The organism is Achromobacter sp. ACM01 (genome assembly GCF_014851745.1).
Taxonomy (GTDB): domain Bacteria; phylum Pseudomonadota; class Gammaproteobacteria; order Burkholderiales; family Burkholderiaceae_B; genus Achromobacter; species Achromobacter aegrifaciens.
Genome location: NZ_JACVAF010000002.1, coordinates 454,300 through 471,464, shown reverse-complemented (window position 1 = coordinate 471,464; position 17,165 = coordinate 454,300). Strand labels below are relative to the sequence as shown.

The 17,165-nt window shown below is 66.6% G+C and carries 11 protein-coding genes; 6 read left to right on the top strand and 5 right to left on the bottom strand.

Annotation, left to right across the window (positions count from 1 at the left end):
- Positions 1-9: 9 nt before the first annotated feature.
- From IB268_RS10630 to xsc, 3 genes are all read right to left on the bottom strand, one after another.
- Positions 10-1,587: an ABC transporter substrate-binding protein gene (locus IB268_RS10630; RefSeq protein ID WP_054456786.1), complete on the bottom strand. Its 1,578-nt coding sequence runs from the start codon at positions 1,585-1,587 to the stop codon at positions 10-12.
- Between the two features lie 133 nt (positions 1,588-1,720).
- Complete coding sequence (locus IB268_RS10625; protein ID WP_175180824.1) at positions 1,721-2,641, bottom strand: bifunctional enoyl-CoA hydratase/phosphate acetyltransferase; 921 nt, start codon at positions 2,639-2,641, stop codon at positions 1,721-1,723.
- Between the two features lie 87 nt (positions 2,642-2,728).
- A complete protein-coding gene (gene xsc, locus IB268_RS10620) occupies positions 2,729-4,540 on the bottom strand; it encodes a sulfoacetaldehyde acetyltransferase (protein WP_054456784.1) in 1,812 nt (603 codons plus the stop codon).
- Positions 4,541-4,700: 160 nt separating this feature from the next.
- Between xsc and IB268_RS10615 the strand changes: the two genes are divergently transcribed.
- From IB268_RS10615 to IB268_RS10590, 6 genes are all read left to right on the top strand, one after another.
- Positions 4,701-5,459, top strand: coding sequence for an IclR family transcriptional regulator (locus IB268_RS10615; RefSeq protein WP_054456783.1), 759 nt, complete (start codon positions 4,701-4,703; stop codon positions 5,457-5,459).
- 179 nt (positions 5,460-5,638) lie between these two features.
- Entirely contained in the window at positions 5,639-7,027 is a 1,389-nt protein-coding gene (gene dbpA, locus IB268_RS10610; protein ID WP_119451102.1) for an ATP-dependent RNA helicase DbpA, read from the top strand.
- A gap of 167 nt (positions 7,028-7,194) precedes the next feature.
- Entirely contained in the window at positions 7,195-7,602 is a 408-nt protein-coding gene (locus IB268_RS10605) for a DoxX family protein (RefSeq protein ID WP_054456781.1), read from the top strand.
- A gap of 231 nt (positions 7,603-7,833) precedes the next feature.
- Positions 7,834-7,998, top strand: coding sequence for a hypothetical protein (locus IB268_RS10600; protein ID WP_175180823.1), 165 nt, complete (start codon positions 7,834-7,836; stop codon positions 7,996-7,998).
- 30 nt (positions 7,999-8,028) lie between these two features.
- Positions 8,029-9,552: an adenylate cyclase gene (locus IB268_RS10595; RefSeq protein ID WP_192354207.1), complete on the top strand. Its 1,524-nt coding sequence runs from the start codon at positions 8,029-8,031 to the stop codon at positions 9,550-9,552.
- 98 nt (positions 9,553-9,650) lie between these two features.
- Entirely contained in the window at positions 9,651-10,187 is a 537-nt protein-coding gene (locus IB268_RS10590) for a peroxiredoxin (protein WP_119451100.1), read from the top strand.
- Between the two features lie 86 nt (positions 10,188-10,273).
- On the opposite strand, the gene IB268_RS10585 is transcribed toward IB268_RS10590, so the two are convergent.
- Together IB268_RS10585 and IB268_RS10580 are read right to left on the bottom strand one after the other, a co-directional pair.
- On the bottom strand, positions 10,274-14,995 hold the full coding sequence (locus IB268_RS10585) for an Ig-like domain-containing protein (protein WP_192354206.1): 4,722 nt from the start codon (positions 14,993-14,995) through the stop codon (positions 10,274-10,276).
- A gap of 548 nt (positions 14,996-15,543) precedes the next feature.
- Positions 15,544-16,992 (bottom strand): CoA transferase, encoded by a 1,449-nt coding sequence (locus IB268_RS10580; protein WP_175163773.1) that lies wholly within the window; start codon positions 16,990-16,992, stop codon positions 15,544-15,546.
- Between the last annotated feature and the right edge of the window lie 173 nt (positions 16,993-17,165).

The following is a 17,165-nucleotide window of genomic DNA, read 5'->3' as shown; positions in this document are numbered from 1 at the left end:
GGCTCCACCCTACTGCAGGTAGGTGTCGTCCATGGGCGATATGACGCCCCAGATGCCGTCCGGCAGGCCGTGCACCTTCTTCAGCGACAGGGTGTGGTACGGAATGACCGTGAGGAAGTCGATGGGCACGTCGGCCGTGACCAGGCGCTGGAATTCGGCGTACAGCGCGCGGCGCTTGTCCGCGTCGGTTTCGGTGCCGGCCTGTTCCAGCAGTTCGTCCACCTTGGGGTTGGAATAGGACTGCGTGTTGGTCCAGATAATGTCGCGGATATTGCTGGACAGGTAGGTGCGGTGCACGCCGATCACCGGATCGCCCCAGTTGAAGACGATGTCCGTGGTCATGTCGAAATCCTTGCCGGCGATGCGCTTGGCCCAGGTCGGGAAATCAGGCGAGGCGCGAACCTGCACCGCGATGCCGACCTTCTTCAACTGGCTGCGCAGGTATTCCGCCACGTTCTTGCCCTGCACGTCGGAACCCGGCATGTAGTCCACCGTCAGCGACAGGCGTTCGCCCTTGGCGTCCTTCTTGTAGCCTGCCTCTTCCAGCAGTTGCTCGGATTTCTTCAGGTCCAGCGGATACTTCGCCACGTCCTGCGTGGCAAACGGGCTGGTGCCGATGATAGGCCCGTCGGCGGGCTTGGCGAAGCCCGCGTTCAGCGCCTTGGTGATGAAGCCCTTGTCGGTGGCATAGGCGATGGCCTGCCGCACCCGCACGTCGTTCAAGGGCTTGCGCGCCGTATTGAAAGCCAGCCAGCTCAGGGCGCCTATGCCCTCATAGCCCTTGCTGGTCATGACGATGGCGGAATTTTCCTTGGCGCGCCGCAGGATGGTGGGCTCGGTCATGAAGGGCAACACGCCGATGTCGCCGCGCTCCAACCCGATCAGCAGATTGGTGGCGTCGGGATTGATCTTCACCACGATCCGGTCCAGGTAGGGCTTGCCGGGCAGGAAGAACTTGTCGAACTTCTCCAGCACGATTTCCTGGCCCGGCTTGAATTCCTTGAACTTGAACGGACCCGATCCGACCACGTCGGCCGAGTTGCGCGGATGGCTCTTGAGGTCCTGTCCATCGTCGTAGATGTGCTTGGGCAGCACCGGCATCAGGGCCGGCGACAGCGCCAGCAGGATGGCCGGATGGGGCTTGCTCATACGCAGCACCACGGTGTAGGGATCCGGCGTGTCCACGGCCTCGACAGGCGCGAACATGGTCTGGAACGGATGGTTCTTCTTGACCGCCATGACCGAGAACGCCACGTCGGCCGAAGTCACTGGCTTGCCGTCATGGAATACCGCATCTTTGCGCAGATGCAGGGTCAGCGACTTGCCGTCCGGCGCCAGTTCCCAGGACTGCGCCAGATAGGGATGCGGCTTCCATTCGGCGTCGTAGCGCAGCAGGCTGGCGAACAGCTGCGTGCTGGGCAAGGCGGTTGCGATGCCCGACTGCACCGCGCCGTTCAGGTGCCGCGGCACCTGCGTCGACCCTATCACCAACGTACCGCCGGACTTGGGCGCGTCCGCAGCCATGGCCCCGCCCGCAAGGGCCAACGCCGTCAGTATCGTGGTCAGGCATTTTTTTGCGCTGCGCATGTTCTACCCCTTGATGTCCAGTGTCACGAGCCATTCATCGGATGGCCTTGGGGCTAGCGTATCCAGCCTGCTGGTCCAGGCTTAGTACCAAACCGCCGGACTTTTTGGAGCCAGCCCCGCGGACGGTCAGGATTCAGGCTGCCAGCGCCCGCGCGTACAGCGAAGCGACTGCGCAACTGTTGACGCGGGCCTGCATGGAATCGGAGCGGCTGGTCAGCAGCACAGGCACGCGCGTACCCAGCACCAGTCCGGCGGTACCTGCGCCGGCCAGCCAGGTCAGCTCTTTGTAGAGCATGTTGCCGGCCTCGATATCGGGCACCAGCAGGATGTCGGCATCGCCCGCCACGCGCGAGACGATGCCCTTCTGATCGGCTGCCTCGCGCGAGATGGCGTTGTCGAAGGCCAAGGGGCCGTCGATCTCGCCGCCGCGGATCTGCTGGCGGTCCGCCATCTTCGACAGGGCCGCCGCGTCCAGCGTGGCGGGCATGGAAGGATTGACGGACTCCGTAGCGCACAGCACCGCGAGCTTGGGGCGGTCCACGCCCAGCGCGCGCGCCAGGTCGATGGCGTTCTGCGCGATGTCGGCTTTCTCCTGCAATGTGGGCGCAATGTTGACGGCCGCGTCGGTCAGGATGAAAAGCTTGGGGTACGCCGCCACCGCCATCACGAAGGCGTGGCTGATGCGCCGATCGGTGCGCAGGCCGGCGTCGCGCGCCACCACGGCCGACATGAAGTGGTCCGTGTGCAGGCTGCCCTTCATCAGCATGCGCACCGCGCCGTCCCGGGCCAGCGCCGCCGCCGCGCGCGCGGCCTGGCACTCGTCATCCGGCGTGTCGACCACTTCCACTTCGTTGTCGCGCAGCCCCAGTTCCGCCATCAGGACGCGCAGCCTGGCGGCCGGGCCGACCAGCACCGGTTCGATGTAGCCGGCGTCGCGCGCCTGCACGGCCGCGCCCAGGCTGGTCGGGCACAGCGGATACGCTACCGCGGTGCGCAAGCGGCCGGCCGACAGCGCGGCATTGCGCAGCGGCTCGAACAAGCGATCGCTTTCCATTTCTGTCTGCTCCTGCCGCGGAGATCCGCGGCGCCTGGCGGAAGAAATCCGGCGCGGCCGCCGCCGCGCCGGACGCACGCTACGCGATCAGCGCTTGGCCGGATCGATCGACAGCGGCACCTCGCCCGGATGGAAAGGCTGGTTCACGTACTGCTTGTACTTGTCCAGGAAGCGTACCGGCTGCTTGAGCGCGTCGCGGCGGAACGGATCGCCCAGTTCCTGGCTGACCATCATCTCCAGCACGGTGGTCTTGCCTTCAGACTGCGCCTTGCATGCGGCCTGCAAGGCGGCGCCCACCTGGTCGGCATGCTCCACCCTGATGCCTTCCGCGCCCATGGCCCGCGCCAACTCCGAAAAGTTCGGGTTCTTCAGGTTGCTGCCGACGAAGCGGCGGCCGTAGAAGTCCACCTGGTTCTTCTTTTCCGCGCCCCATTGGCCGTTGTGGAACACCACGGCCGTCACCGGTATCTTCTCGCGCACGCAGGTCAGCAATTCCTGGAAGCTCATGCACCAGGCGCCGTCGCCCACGTAGGCCACGGCGGGACGGTCGGGCCGGCCGAGCTTCGCGCCGATCAGCGCCGGCAAGGCGTAGCCGCAATTGCCGAAGCTCATGGCGGCCAGCATGGAGTTCGGCTCGTCGAAGCGCAGATAGCTGTTGGACACCGAGCAGATGTTGCCGATGTCGGTGGACACCATGACATGCTTGGGCATGGCGCGCTCCAGCTCGCGCAGCATGCGGCGCGGATGCATGCGGCCGCCGCCGTGCTCGATGATGTCCAGGCTCCAGTCGTCTCGTTCGTGCGACCAGCTGTCCAGTTCCTTTTCCCATTCGGCCTTCTGCGCCGCGATCTGTTCGGCGCGGCCACCTTTGGTGGCGGCGCAAGCGATCTCGCGTCCCCGCAATTTGCCCGCCAGCGCCGCAGCCGCCGGCTTGGCATCGCCGCAGATGCCCACCGACACCGGACGCACCAGGCCCAGCATGCGGTGGTCGGCGTCCACCTGGATGATGCGCGCACCCTGCGGCCAGTAGTCCAGCCCGTGCTGCGGCAAGGTTCCGAAGGGTCCCAGGCGCGTTCCCAGCGCCAGCACCACGTCGGCCTGCGACAGCAGCTTCATGCCGGCCTTGGCGCCCTGGTACCCCAAGGGGCCGCACCACAGCGGGTGGCTGGCCGGGAATGCGTCGTTGTGCAGGTAGCTGGTGACCACCGGCGCGCCCAGCAGTTCGGCCAGAGCCACGCATTCCGCCTGCCCTTCCGAGAACAGCACGCCGCCACCCGCCACGATGACGGGGAACTTGGCCTGCGCCAGCATTTGCGCAGCCGCCTCCAGGTCCTCTTCCGAGCCCGGACCGCGGCGGATGCGGCGCGGTTCCGGAATGGCCACGTCGATCTCGCCGTAGAAATAGTCGCGCGGGATGTTCAACTGCGTCGGACCGCGCTCGGCCAGCGCATTGTCGAAGGCCTTGGCGGTGAATTCCGCCATGCGGTCGGGCCGGTTCACATGGGCCTGGTACTTGGTGATGCGCGAGAAGATCGGCAACTGCTCGGTTTCCTGGAAGCCGCCCAGCCCCATGCCCGCGGTGCCGGTCTCGGGCGTGATGGCCACGACCGGGCTATGCGCCCAGTACGCCGCTGCCACGCCGGTCACGAAATTGGTGATGCCGGGGCCGTTTTGCGCGATGCAGACGCCGTGGCGGCCGGTCACGCGCGAGTAGCCGTCGGCCATGTGCGCGGCGCCCTGCTCGTGCACCGTCGGCACGAAGCGGATGCCGGCCGCCGGGAACAGGTCCAGCGCGTCCATGAAGGCCGAGCCGACGATGCCGAATACGTCCTTGACGCCCTGCGCGACCAGCGTTTCCACAAACGCTTCGCTGGGGGTCATGTGTTGCTTGCTGCTCATGGTCTCTCTCCTGGCAGGCCGGCGGTGTCGGATTGCATCTGGGCCGGCATGATCCGATACTGCAGCAGAAACCTGCCCGTTCCCAGCCCATGGCGTTTCATTTTCTGCAAAATCCGTGCGACGATGCGCAGCAAGCCGCCGAATCTTCAATTATTGAAAGATGAAAGACGAATCCTCCGCAGCGCTGCGCGCGCTGACCCTGCTGGAACAGGTCGCCCGCTCGGGGCAGCCGGTATCGCTGGCCGCGCTGACGGACGCCACCGGCCTGCCCAAGCCCTCCGTGCTGCGCATCCTGTCGCGGCTGGTCGACGCCGGCATGCTGCTGCGCGAGCCCGCCGGCAAAAGTTACGTCAGCGGCCCGCGCCTGAGCGCGCTGGCACGTGAAACCCTGCTGAATTCGCCCTTGCGCGGCGAACGCCACCGCATCCTGGACAGCCTGGTCGACGAAATCGGCGAAACCTGCAACTGCACCATGCTGGACGGCGACGAGGTCATCTACCTGGACCGCGTCGAAACCGCCTGGCCGCTGCGGGTGAACCTGCAATCGGGCTCGCGCGTGCCGCTGCATTGCTCGGCCAGCGGCAAACTGTTCCTGGCCCACATGCGGCGCGAGGCGCGCCAGCGGCTGCTGGCCGCGGCGCCCTTGCCGCGCTACACGCCCAACACGCTGTGCGACGTGGCCGCGCTGGAACAGGAACTGCGCACCATCAAGAAGGAAGGCGCGAGCTTCGACCGCGAGGAATTCCTGCTGGGCATCGTCTGCATGGCGGTACCCATTCTGCATGGCACGCGCGCCATCGCCGCGGTCGCCTTGCACGCACCGGTGGCCCGGCTGTCCATCGAAGGCGCGCGCGCCTGGTTGCCGCGCATGCAAGAGGCCGCCCGGGCGCTGGCGGGCACCTACGGGCCTGACGCCTAGCGGCCGGCGGCTCCCGCCCGCCCAGGGGCGCGTCTGGAACGCTATGTTCCGCCTTTGTTGCAAGGGCCATCGGCCGCAGGCATTACACTCTTGGGCGTACGCGCGCCTGCCTCATGACGCAGCCGCCCCTTCCTTTTGCCGCCAGGCCGATGCCGGGCAGAAAGCGACACTCTTCTATCGTGACCGACACTTCCTTTACCTCCCTGCCCCTGCTGCCCGCCCTGCTCGACAACCTGAAGAGCCTGGGCTTCGAGCAGATGACACCCATCCAGGCCCAGAGCCTGCCGCTCATCCTGGAAGGCCGCGACCTCATTGCGCAAGCCAAGACCGGCAGCGGCAAGACCGCGGCCTTCGGCCTGGGCGTGCTGCAGAAGCTCGATCCCGCGCGCTTGACGCCCCAGGCGCTGCTGGTCTGCCCCACGCGCGAACTGGCGGACCAGGTCGCACAGGAGTTGCGCCGGCTGGCCCGCCAGATCGCCAACGTCAAGATCCTGACCCTGTGCGGCGGCGCCGCCGCCCGTCCCCAAGCCGAATCGCTGGCGCGCGGCGCGCACCTGGTGGTGGGTACGCCCGGCCGGATCCAGGATCACCTGGAGCGCGGCAGCCTGGACCTGTCGGGCCTGAACACCCTGGTGCTGGACGAGGCCGACCGCATGGTCGACATGGGCTTTTATGACGATATCGTGGCCATCGCCTCGCATTGCCCGACCAAGCGCCAGACGCTGCTGTTCTCGGCAACGTATCCCGACAACATCCGCAAGCTCAGCGCCCGCTTCCTGCGCAATCCCGCCGAGGTCAAGGTCGAGGCGCAGCATGACGCCAGCCGCATCGAGCAGATCTTCTACGAAATCGACGAAAAGGACCGGCTCGACGCAGTGACGCGCCTGCTGGCGCACTTCCGCCCCGAATCCACGCTGGCCTTCTGCAACACCAAGATCCGCAGCCACGACCTGGTGGAACGGCTGCAGGCCGAAGGCATCAGCGCCCAGGCCCTGAACGGCGACCTGGAACAGCGCGAGCGCGATGAAATCCTGATCCAGTTCGCCAACCGCAGCTGCGCCGTGCTGGTGGCCACCGACGTGGCGGCGCGCGGCCTGGACATCCAGAACCTGGGCGCCGTGATCAACGTCGACGTGACCAAGGACACCGAGGTCCACGTGCACCGCATCGGCCGCAGCGGCCGCGGCGAACAAAAGGGCCTGGCGCTGAGCTTGTGCTCGCCCGAGGAGATGCGCTGGGCCAACCTGATCGAGCAGTATCAGGGCGCGCCGCTGGTGTGGGGCGACATCAAGGCCTTGCGGCCCAAGGCGGATCGTCCCTTGCGCGCGCCCATGATCACGCTGTGCATCCAGGGCGGCAAGAAGGACAAGCTGCGCCCCGGCGACCTGCTGGGCGCGCTGACCGGCGACGGTGGCCTGACGTTCGAGCAGGTTGGCAAGATCAACATCACCGAATTCAACTCCTACGTGGCGCTGGACCGGCAGATCGCCAAGCAGGCGTTCTCGCGTCTGTCCAACAGCAATATCAAGGGCCGGCGCTTCCGCATGCGCTATCTGGAAGAGTTCTGAGTGTCGGCGGGCGACAAAAACTTGATGGTTTTGCTCGGGTTTTGCAATAATGGCGCGGCCTGCCCCGGCGGCCGCCCTGCCCGCGATCACCGGGGCGCGGAACCAAAGGCTCGCGCCCTGTTCCAACGGCCGCGGTCCCCTTTCAACCAATAGATGAGAAACTCACCATGATCAAATCCGACGACACCGGCAAGCTGATCCTGCGCCTGACCCTCGGTATTCTGATTCTGCTGCATGGCCTGTTCAAACTGACCGGCGGCGGCGTCGGCGGCATCAGCGGCATGCTGTCCTCGCACGGCCTGCCCGGCTTCCTCGCCTATGGCGCCTACGTCGGCGAAATCCTCGCCCCCGTGCTGCTCATCGTCGGCATCTACACCCGCCTGGGCGGTTTGCTGATCGCCATCAACATGGTCGTCGCCATCCTGCTGGCCCACTCCGGCCAGATCAGCAGCATGACCAACAACGGTGGCTGGGCGCTGGAACTGCAAGGCATGTTCCTGTTCACCGGCCTGGCCATCGCCTTCATGGGCGCGGGCCGCTTCAGCCTCGCCGGTAACGGCGGCCGCTGGAACTGACAGCCGTAACACGGCGCTACGCGCTATGAGGGGGTCGCCGAGGCGGCCCCTTTTCTTTTGCGCGGACATTGATACGAACGACATCGACGGTCACGCAGGCGCAAATATCCGTCACCGGAAAGCTGTTTCGGAACGATTACAGTGCAGAACCGTGGAGACCGGCCTGTGGCCTAATCCTGACGAGCGCAAAAAAGGCGTGAACCACGCCAGGCGCTCGGCAGGAGTCGCAAAATGAAGAAAAGCCTATTGCTGATGCTGGCCGTGACCAGCGCCTTGACCGGTTGCGTGGTCGTACCCGCCAGGCCCGCGCACTATCGTCCCGCGCCGGTCTACTACACGCCGCATTATTACTACCCGGCGTATCCAGCCCCCCATTACTACTATCGTGGCTATTGATCCGCGCGCCCGTTGCGCCAAGGAAAAACCATGAATACCTGTTCCCGGATCCTGCGCCCCCGCCCTCTGGCCGCGGCTGTCCTGATGGCTGCCTGTGCCAGCGTGGCGGCGCAGACCTATGAGCCGCCGCCGGCGCCCGCCGCGCCCGTCTATGACGACGGCGATCCCGCCAACGCCAACCTGGCGCTGGTGGACCGCAGCCCCCAGCCGCCGCCCCCCTTACCCGTCTATGTCCAGCCGCCAGCGCCCGCCGACGGCTATATGTGGGTGCCGGGCTACTGGAGCCTGAACCGCTACGGGTTTTTCTGGGTACCCGGCGCATGGGTGCTCGCGCCCTATGCCGGCGCGCTCTGGACACCCGGTTATTGGGGCTTCAGCAATGGCATCTACCTCTGGACCCCCGGCTATTGGGGTCCACACGTGGGCTTCTATGGCGGAATCAACTACGGCTTTGGCTACAACGGCCTGGGCTATGTGGGCGGTTACTGGAAGCGCGACCGCTTCTACTACAACCGTTCCGTCACGAACGTGAACGTCACGCGCGTGACCAATGTCTATAACCACACCGTGGTCGTGAACAACGTGGACAACCGCCGCGTCAGCTACCACGGCGGCCCATCCGGCATCCGGCGCAACGCGGACCCGCGCGAACTTGCCGCGCGCAAGGACCGCCATTCTCCGCAGACCGACATACAGCGCGGCTACGCGCGCGACGCCGGCAATAACCGGGCTCAGTTCTACGACCACAACAAGGGCCGGCCGCCCCAGGCCTACGTGGACCATCAATCCAATGGCCGGCCGCATGAAGGCCAGCGTCCGGACAATGGACGCGACGGACGCGACCGCGGCCAGGACAACAACGGGCGCGATAACCGCGGCGGCGCTGACCGGAACAACGCGGACCACGGCGACATGCAACGCGGACGCGATATGTCTGCCGGGCAGACAGGCCGCCCCCAGCAGCCGCAGGGGCAACAGGCGCGAGAGCAACAGCAGCGCGATCAGCAGGCGCGTCAGCAACAGCAACGTGACCAACAGGCCCAGCAGCAGGAACGCCAGCAACAGCAACGCGACCAGCAGGCCCAGCAACAGGCGCGTCAGCAACAGCAACGTGACCAACAGGCCCAGCAACAGGAACGCCAGCAACAACAACGCGACCAGCAGGCCCAGCAACAGGCCCGCCAGCAACAACAACGCGACCAGCAGGCCCAGCAACAGGCCCGCCAGCAACAGCAGCGCGACCAGCAGGCCCAGCAGCAGGCGCGTCAACAACAGCAGCGCGACCAGCAGGCCCAGCAGCAGGCGCGTCAGCAACAGCAGCGCGACCAGCAGGCCCAGCAGCAGGCGCGTCAACAACAGCAGCGCGACCAGCAGGCCCAGCAGCAGGCGCGTCAACAACAGCAGCGCGACCAACAGGCCCAGCAGCAGGCGCGTCAACAACAGCAGCGCGACCAACAGGCCCAGCAGCAGGCGCGTCAACAACAGCAGCGCGACCAACCGCGCGGAGACGGCAATGGCAACGGGAATGGCCGCGGCGGCTCCGGACGCGACTAGGACGGGCGACGCCGCCGCGCCGCTTACTGGACCCTCGCCTTCTGCACGGCTACAGTAGACCCGTTGCCGCGCGGCCCCTGAAATTCCTGGAGATTCCGATGAAGCGCATTGCCCCCTGGTTACTCCTCTGCGGCCTGCTGGCCGGTCCCTCGGCCCAGGCCGCGCTGGACGTGGGCGCGCCCGCCCCGGACTTCAGCACCCAAGCATCGCTGGGCGGCAAGGTCTACACGTTCTCGCTGAGCGAGGCGCTCAAGCAAGGTCCGGTGGTCTTGTATTTCTTCCCCGCCGCGTTCACCCAGGGCTGCACGATAGAGGCGCACAACTTCGCCGAAGCCACCGATGATTACAAGTCCCTGGGCGCTACCGTCATCGGTGTGTCGACCGACAATATCGACACCTTGAACAAGTTCTCGGTCAGCGAATGCCGCGGCAAGTTCGCGGTAGCGGCCGACGGCGATGGCAAGATCATGAAGGCCTACGACGCGGTCCACGACAAGCGTCCCGAGTACGCGCAGCGCATCTCCTACGTGATCTCGCCGCAAGGCAAGATCCTGTATGAATACACCGACATGAATCCGGACTCCCACGTGGCCAACACCATGCGCGCACTGCGCGACTGGAAGGCCAAGCAGTAGGCGGCGCTGGCGGGCATGCGCCGCTACTGTTCGGCCGCAAGTCCGTTCATGACGGCAGTCCCGCATTTATCCGCGCACATGCCTGCTCATTGCCATGGCCGCGGCGGGATCGTACTCGACGATATGAACTCCACGCGCACGGTCTTGCCCCCGTCCGCCGCGATTGCCCTCGCGGTAAGCACGGCGATACCTGGAGCGCCTGGCGCGCGCAGTTCCATCGTGGCAACGCCATTGCTATCCGTACTGCTGGTTGCCGAGGCCAGCGTGCCGAGGTTGGTCCGCCAGTTGACCGTGACGCCCGCGACCTCCAGATTGCCGTTGGCATCCTTCACCGTCGCCTTAAGGATCAGCTTTTCCTGACCGTCAGCCCGGGCAGAGGTCTTGCTGCTGGCCAGGGAAGCGACGCGGGCGGTTATCGGATCAGCGGTCAATGCCACGCGGAAGGCACGGCCCGAATCGTCTGCGCCCGTCTTGGCAGTCACCGTGGCCTGCCCCGCGAGCTTTCCCGCCGTCAGCACAACCGTGGCCTCGCCCTTGGCGTTGGTCCTGGTGGATGACGCCTCCAGCGTGCCGAGATCGGTGCTCCAGTTGACCACGTGGCCTGCGCCTCCTGAATTGCCGTTGCCGTCCAGCACTACCGCCGTGAAGATCACGGTATCGCGGGCATTGGCCACGATGCTGGTCTTGCTGGCCGAAGCGCTGCCGACGCGGGTGCGGGGCGTGGCGGCCGCAAAGGTCACGCTGGCTGTCCGGCCCGCATCCCGCCCAGGGGCCATGGCGGTGACATTCACGCTGCCGGCAACCTTCGGCGCGGTCAATACCATTGTGGCCTTGCCGGTCTCATCGGTGCTGCTGGCAGTTGCGGCCAGCCTGCCGCCGGAAGTGGTCCAATTGACCGGAATGTCGAGCGGCCTCGGCGTGCCGTTGACGTCCCACCTCATCATCGCATTGCCGTGTGCGTCCTGTACCGTGGCCGTAAATCTCACCGTATCTGCGCCATCGGCGACGCCATTGGTCTTGTTTTGCGTAAGCACGACCACGCGGGCGGTGGCGGGATCGGCCACGAAGGGACCCACGCGCAAGATCTTGCCCGGATCCGCCGCCCCTGCCTTGGCCGTGGCGACAACTTCACCGGCGGTGGTGGACACCAGCTTGACAAGAGCCTCGCCAGTGACGTCGCTAACGCTTGTCGCGCTAGCAAGGCTGCCCAGGCTGGTGGTCCAGTCGACCGTCGCCCCGGCCACGCGATTGCCCATGGCGTCTTTCACGTGGGCCCTGAGGATAATGGCGTCTACGCCATTGGCCCGTACCGGCGAGCTATTGCTACTGAACGCCCAACTAACCACTCGGGCGCTGGAAGCGTCGGCCGTAAAGGCTATCGTGGCAGTCTGGCCCGCGTCGCCGCCCGCGGCCCGGGCGTTGACGGTCGACGTGCCCACCGCAGTCGGCGCGGTCAATATAGCCGAGGCCTGGCTGTTGGCGTCGGTCTTGCTGACCGTCGCAGCCAGCGTGCCCAGACTGGCGCCCCAGTTGACCGGGACGCCCGCGCCCACCGGATTGCCCTTGGCGTCCGCAACCGTGGCCGTGAAGGTCACGGTATCCGTGCCATCGGCCAAGCCGCTCGTCTTGCTCGCCGCGACTGTCGCCACACGGGCGGTCGACGCGTCGGCCATGAAGGTGATAGACACCACCTGCCCCGCATCGCCGCCCGCAGCCTTGGCGGTAACCGTCGCGACGCCCGTGGAAGTCGGCGCGATCAGGACGGCCGAGGTTTCGCTCTTGCTATCGGTCGTGGTGGCCGCCGGGAGCTGGCCCAGACTTGTACTCCAGTTGACGGTAACACCTGCGCCCACCCGATTGCCTTGCTTGTCGACGACGACGGCCCGGAGGGTCACGGTATCGGCGCCGTTAGCCACCGCGTCGGTCTTGCTCGCGGCCAGCTCGATGACGTGGGCGCTGGAGGCGTCAGCGATGAAATCGACGGCGGCGGTCTTGCCGGGATCTCCGCCGGCGCTCTTCGCCTGGCGGGCCGGCGCGCACTTGGCGGTAACAGTCGCCGCTCCGGTCGCGGTAGGCGCGGTCAGGACGACGGTGGCCTGGCTGCTGGCATTGGTGATACTGGAAGCGCCTATCGAGCCCCGATCGGCGCTCCAGTTGACGACGATGCCCGCCCCCAACGGATTGCCTCTGCCATCATCGATCGTGGCCGTGAGTGTGACGGTGTCAGTGCCGTTGGCCAGGCCGGTGGTCTTGCTTGGGCTTAGCGCGGCCACGCGGGCCCTCAGTTCGTCTGCCGCGAAGACGGCTGACGCGGTCTTGCCGGCATCGCCATCCGCCGCCCGGGCCGTGACGGTTGCCGTGCCGGGAACGATCGGCGCGATCAGCAAGGCGGAAGCCTGGCCGCTGGCGTTGGTGACGCTGGTAGCGGCGAGCGTCCCAAGACTGGCGCTCCAGTTGACGGTGACGCCCGCCCCCACCGGATTGCCGCGGCCGTCTTCAACCATGGCGGTGAAAACCACGGCATCCGCGCCATTGGCCGTGCCCCTGGCCTGGCTGGGCGTGAGCTGGACGACGCGCGCGTTAGCGACATCCGCGACGAACGCGACCGCGGCGGTCTTGCCCGGGTCGCCGCTTGCGGCCCTGGCGGTGACGGTCGCCGCGCCAGCCGCGGTCGGCGCGGTCAGTACGACCGTGGCCTGGCTGCTCGCGTCCGTGTTGCTGGAAGCGGCGCCCAGCGTGCCCAGGCTGGCGCCCCAGTTGACGGCGACGCCCGCTCCCACCGGATTGCCTCGGCCATCCGCGACGGTGGCGGTGAAGGTCACCGTGTCCAGGCCATCGGCCAGGGCGGTGGTCTTGCTTGGCGTGAGCCGCAGCACCTGGGCATCGGATGCATCGAGCAGGAATGCGACGGATCCCGTCTTGCCCGGATCCTCGGCTCCGGCCCTGGCGGTGATGGCCGCAAGGCCTGGAACAGTGGCGGACAGCAGTTCCGCCACGGCAATGCCGCTCGCGTCGGTATTGCTGCTGTTGCTGGAAAGCCGCCCGCCGGTGGCGGTCCAGTTCACCGCAACGCCCGCGCCCACTGCGTTGCCCTTGCCGTCCTTGACTGTCGCCTTCAATACGGTCTTGTCCCTGCCGTTTGCAAGAATGGACGCGGGCTGCGCAACGAGCAGCGCCACGCTGGCCGTGCCCGGCGCTTCGAGGAACTCTGCCTCGCTCCTGCCCTTGAACCCTTGCGCCTCCATTGCCTCGACCCCGATCGTGCCCGAGACAGTGCTGCTGACCAGGGCGTACGCTACGCCATCGGCATCGGTGCGGTCCGAAGACTCCCGGATCGTGCCGGCCCCCTGCAGCACCCATGTGACGGTGCGCCCCCCCATGGGTTCGGCCTGGACGCCGCGAACCTGGGCCGTGAATCTGACGTTGTCCACGCCGTCCGCCATGGCGGCGGCCTTGGAACGCGCGACGCTGACGCTGAGCGGGTTGACGCTCACGGTCATGACGTTGGACCTGATCTTGCGGCCGTGCACATCCGTAGCGGACGCCATCAGCTGATAGCTGTTGATGCCGCCGCTGCGGTAGTCGGGCAGCATCAGCGATGCGGACGCGCCGCCGCTGTATGGCATCGCAAACGGCGCCGCGGAACCGGACCATTCGATCCGGGGCGCGGCATCCGCGCCCGTCAGCGTTACCGGAAAGCTGAGGGCCGTCCGAGGATATCCGGAAGCAGCCGCCGGCAGCTGTATCGTCATGGGATCGTTCTTCTTGTATTCCAGGACGATTTCGTTGTTGCGTTCGACCAGATCCATGCGCATGCCGGCCAGCTTGCGGCTGCGCGCGACTTCACCCGGCTGCAACTGCTTGGCCAAAGGCACGCCAAGCGCGTACTTCAGGCCCAGCTTGAAGCTGGTGTCGGACTGCCCGCCCTGCCCCATGCGATGGTCCAGGCCCAGCGTGACCAGCGGCGCCGGCGTATAGGAAACACCCAGGGTCCAGGCGCTGGGATTTCTTTGCCGGTTGCTGGCGCCAAACAGCCCGACCTCGTCGCCGTAGTACTTCTCGAACATCAGCTTGCCGCCCAGCTGCGGATACTGCGGCAGATAGCCTTCGGTCCGGATGTCCCAGCCGCTGGCCGGGCGTTCCTGATAGTCCCGCGCATCGGGCGAACGCTTCCAGTCGCTCAGCCGGAAATAGCCGTTCATGCTGAGCTTCAGATAATCCGCCCACCATTCGCCGCCCAGACCCAGGCGCCGATGGCCGCGCGACACGTCCTGGTCCAGGAATGCGTTGACGCCAGCCATGTAGCCATCGCCGAAATGGCGGTAGCCCAGCCCGAGGTTGACCGTGGTCCGATATGACTCTTGCAGCAGGTTGGTCCGGCGCGCGCCGAATTGGGAAAAAATCAGACTCGTCCCGGAATCGCGCAGCGGGAACAACATATCCAGAGCGCCGCCATGGAAGCTGCCCAGCAGGTCCAGCCTGGCCGTGCCGAACTGGCGCAGCCAGCTTTCCGCCGCTTGCTGGGCTGCACCGATGGCCTTGCCGCTGGCCGTCGACCTGGCGTCCGCGCTCGCCATTTGGTTGGGATTGGCGGGCAAGGGGCGTCCCTCCAGATCGGGCGCGGGATCCATGCCGCCGGGGATAGGCGCGCTGGCCGCGGCCGCGCTTGGATCCATCGCCCGCGCCCGGTCCTGAACGGCAATGCTGGCGGATGCGGCGCGGCCTTCGGTGTCGGGGAGCGGCTTGCGGTGTTCGCCGGCTAGCGGCGCGGCGCAGCCCTGGAACAGGAGCAAACTGGAAAGCGCCACGCACAGCGCCTTTCTGACTTGGCGCGCAGCCGCTATGCACCAAGCGTGTGCCTTGGATGGCTTCAGCATCGTCATGACCTTGTCTGAAAGGAATCCCGCGGGCGGGAGATGCGTCGGCCAGGCAAAGTCGCCAAGCTACTGAACTGCGGCGTCGGCGGATCCGTTCTGAGCCACATCCAGGACGAAGTCCTGCGCGCACTCCCAGCGACTACACCCGGGGATTCTGGTTGTTACTTAACAATGACAAAATATGACGACATGCTATTTATATGACTGTTGATATCAATATGTAATTTATTGATTCCATAACAGAAAACCCGATAGCTGCGCATGGCGGTATCGGGCGGACTTGCGTGGGAAGAGATGGAAGCGCCTCAGCCATGGCTGGACGCAAGAAGTGCAGGCAGAGCGCCGGCCACAGGCTCCGGGGCCGTGCTGAGGCGCTTACATGAAAATCAGACAGAACCGCAGATGAAACCGCGGCCCTTGCTTGGAGACGCGCTGCTTCCAGCCAGACGCCGGCGGCGCGCAGGCTTGAGCGGGTGTTCCTAGTTGAATGGCCAGACCGGCGGATGCGTGCCGGGCGGGCTGGACGGACGCGTCCAGCGGGCCGGCGTATCGGAGAACTGCGCGGCGTGGCGCAGAGCCACCAGTTCGCCAAAGCCGGAGGGCTCGGTTTCCAGCAGGCCGTCGAAACCCGGCATCGGACAGGCCAGGCCGCCCTCGACACGGCCCAGGCCGCGCAGCCAATGCGCGGTCTGCGCCAGCGACACGCGCACATGCCAGCTGCCGCCTTCGGTCATTTGGCGCGCCAGCGCGGCTTGCGCGCCAAACGCCATCAGGTAGCCCGAGGCATGGTCCAGGATCTGCATGGGCATGGGCTTGGGCGTGTCCTGGCCCGCGGCCTGCGCCTCGGCGTGGTTGAAGCCCGTAGCGGTCTGCACCAGGGAATCGAAGCCGCGGCGGCCGGCCCAGGGACCTTTGTCGCCATAGGCGGTCAAGGACACGTAGACAATGCCCGGACGGATGCGCGCCGCGTCCTGCGGGCCGAAGCCCAGCGCGGCCAGGCCGCCGGGGCGGTAGCCCTGCACGAACACGTGCGCGCTGCGCAGCAGGTTGCCCAGCGCGATGCGGCCGTCGGCCGTATCCAGATCGGCCAGCACCGACAGCTTGCCGCGGCTGGTATCGATGATGTTGTCGATGTTGGGCAGATGCGGGGAATTGAGCAGCATCACATCGGCGCCGTACGCCGCCAGCGCCCGTCCGCAGACCGGGCCGGCGATGATGCGGGTCAGGTCCAGCACGCGGATGTCCTTGAGCGGCCGGGCGCCATTGCCGTACTTGGGCAAGGGACGCGGATCGGCTTCGCCGATGCGCTCGATGGTCAGCAGGGGCTGCGCGGCCACCGCCAGGGCTTGGGGGTGGCGGTCCCATTCGTCGAAGCTGCGCATGGCGGCCACGGGCAGGCCCGCGTCGGCGGCCACCTGTTCGAAGTCCAGGGCCTTCCAGCGGCTCAAGGCGCGCTCGACCATCGCGCGGGTAGTGTCTTCGCCGGCCGGACAGCCCAGCAGCGCCAGCGCGCCATCGCGGTGATGAGCGAAATTGGCATGGATGCGGACCCAGCCGCCGTCGCCGCAGCGGTACAGCCCGGTGATGGGGTCCCAGGGATTGGGCGTGATGCCGTTGATGGTGTAGTGGCTGCGGCATTCCTGCGCGGCGTGCAGCATGTCGACGCCGACCTGCTGCCTGGCGCCGCCGCGCAGATTCCAGATCTCCGCGGCGGCCAGCGCGGCCGCGGCCATGCTGGTCTGCGCCGCCATGCCGACAGCGAAGGACGATGGGAGTACCGGATCGGCGCCAGTCAACACCACATGGTCCAGCGATTCGCCGGGCAGATCCACCGAGCGCCAGAGTTTTTGCAAGACGTCGCGGGACGCGTTGCCTGCGGGTGTGCGGCCCCTCAGAAAAGACGGGCGTAGGTCCATCAGATTTCCCATAGCGTTCATCTTGCTCTAGTCGTTTATTTGAATTACAGGGCGGGGACCAGGCGGCGTCAATATCCGCGGCGCGCCAGCGTGTTTCATGGTTTGACCGCAAAGCGGCGCAATCCGGCCGCGCCGGGCGCTTTCCCCCGCGAGGCCCGCGGCGCCAGCCGGCGCAAGCCAGGACA

Excerpts from the sequence above, each read along its gene's own strand:
- IB268_RS10630 (WP_054456786.1), bottom strand. The coding sequence starts at position 1,587 with ATGCGCAGCGCAAAAAAATGCCTGACCACGATACTGACGGCGTTGGCC.
- IB268_RS10625 (WP_175180824.1), bottom strand. The coding sequence starts at position 2,641 with ATGGAAAGCGATCGCTTGTTCGAGCCGCTGCGCAATGCCGCGCTGTCG.
- xsc (WP_054456784.1), bottom strand. The coding sequence starts at position 4,540 with ATGAGCAGCAAGCAACACATGACCCCCAGCGAAGCGTTTGTGGAAACG.
- IB268_RS10615 (WP_054456783.1), top strand. The coding sequence starts at position 4,701 with ATGAAAGACGAATCCTCCGCAGCGCTGCGCGCGCTGACCCTGCTGGAA.
- IB268_RS10605 (WP_054456781.1), top strand. The coding sequence starts at position 7,195 with ATGATCAAATCCGACGACACCGGCAAGCTGATCCTGCGCCTGACCCTC.
- IB268_RS10600 (WP_175180823.1), top strand. The coding sequence starts at position 7,834 with ATGAAGAAAAGCCTATTGCTGATGCTGGCCGTGACCAGCGCCTTGACC.
- IB268_RS10595 (WP_192354207.1), top strand. The coding sequence starts at position 8,029 with ATGAATACCTGTTCCCGGATCCTGCGCCCCCGCCCTCTGGCCGCGGCT.
- IB268_RS10590 (WP_119451100.1), top strand. The coding sequence starts at position 9,651 with ATGAAGCGCATTGCCCCCTGGTTACTCCTCTGCGGCCTGCTGGCCGGT.
- IB268_RS10580 (WP_175163773.1), bottom strand. The coding sequence starts at position 16,992 with ATGGGAAATCTGATGGACCTACGCCCGTCTTTTCTGAGGGGCCGCACA.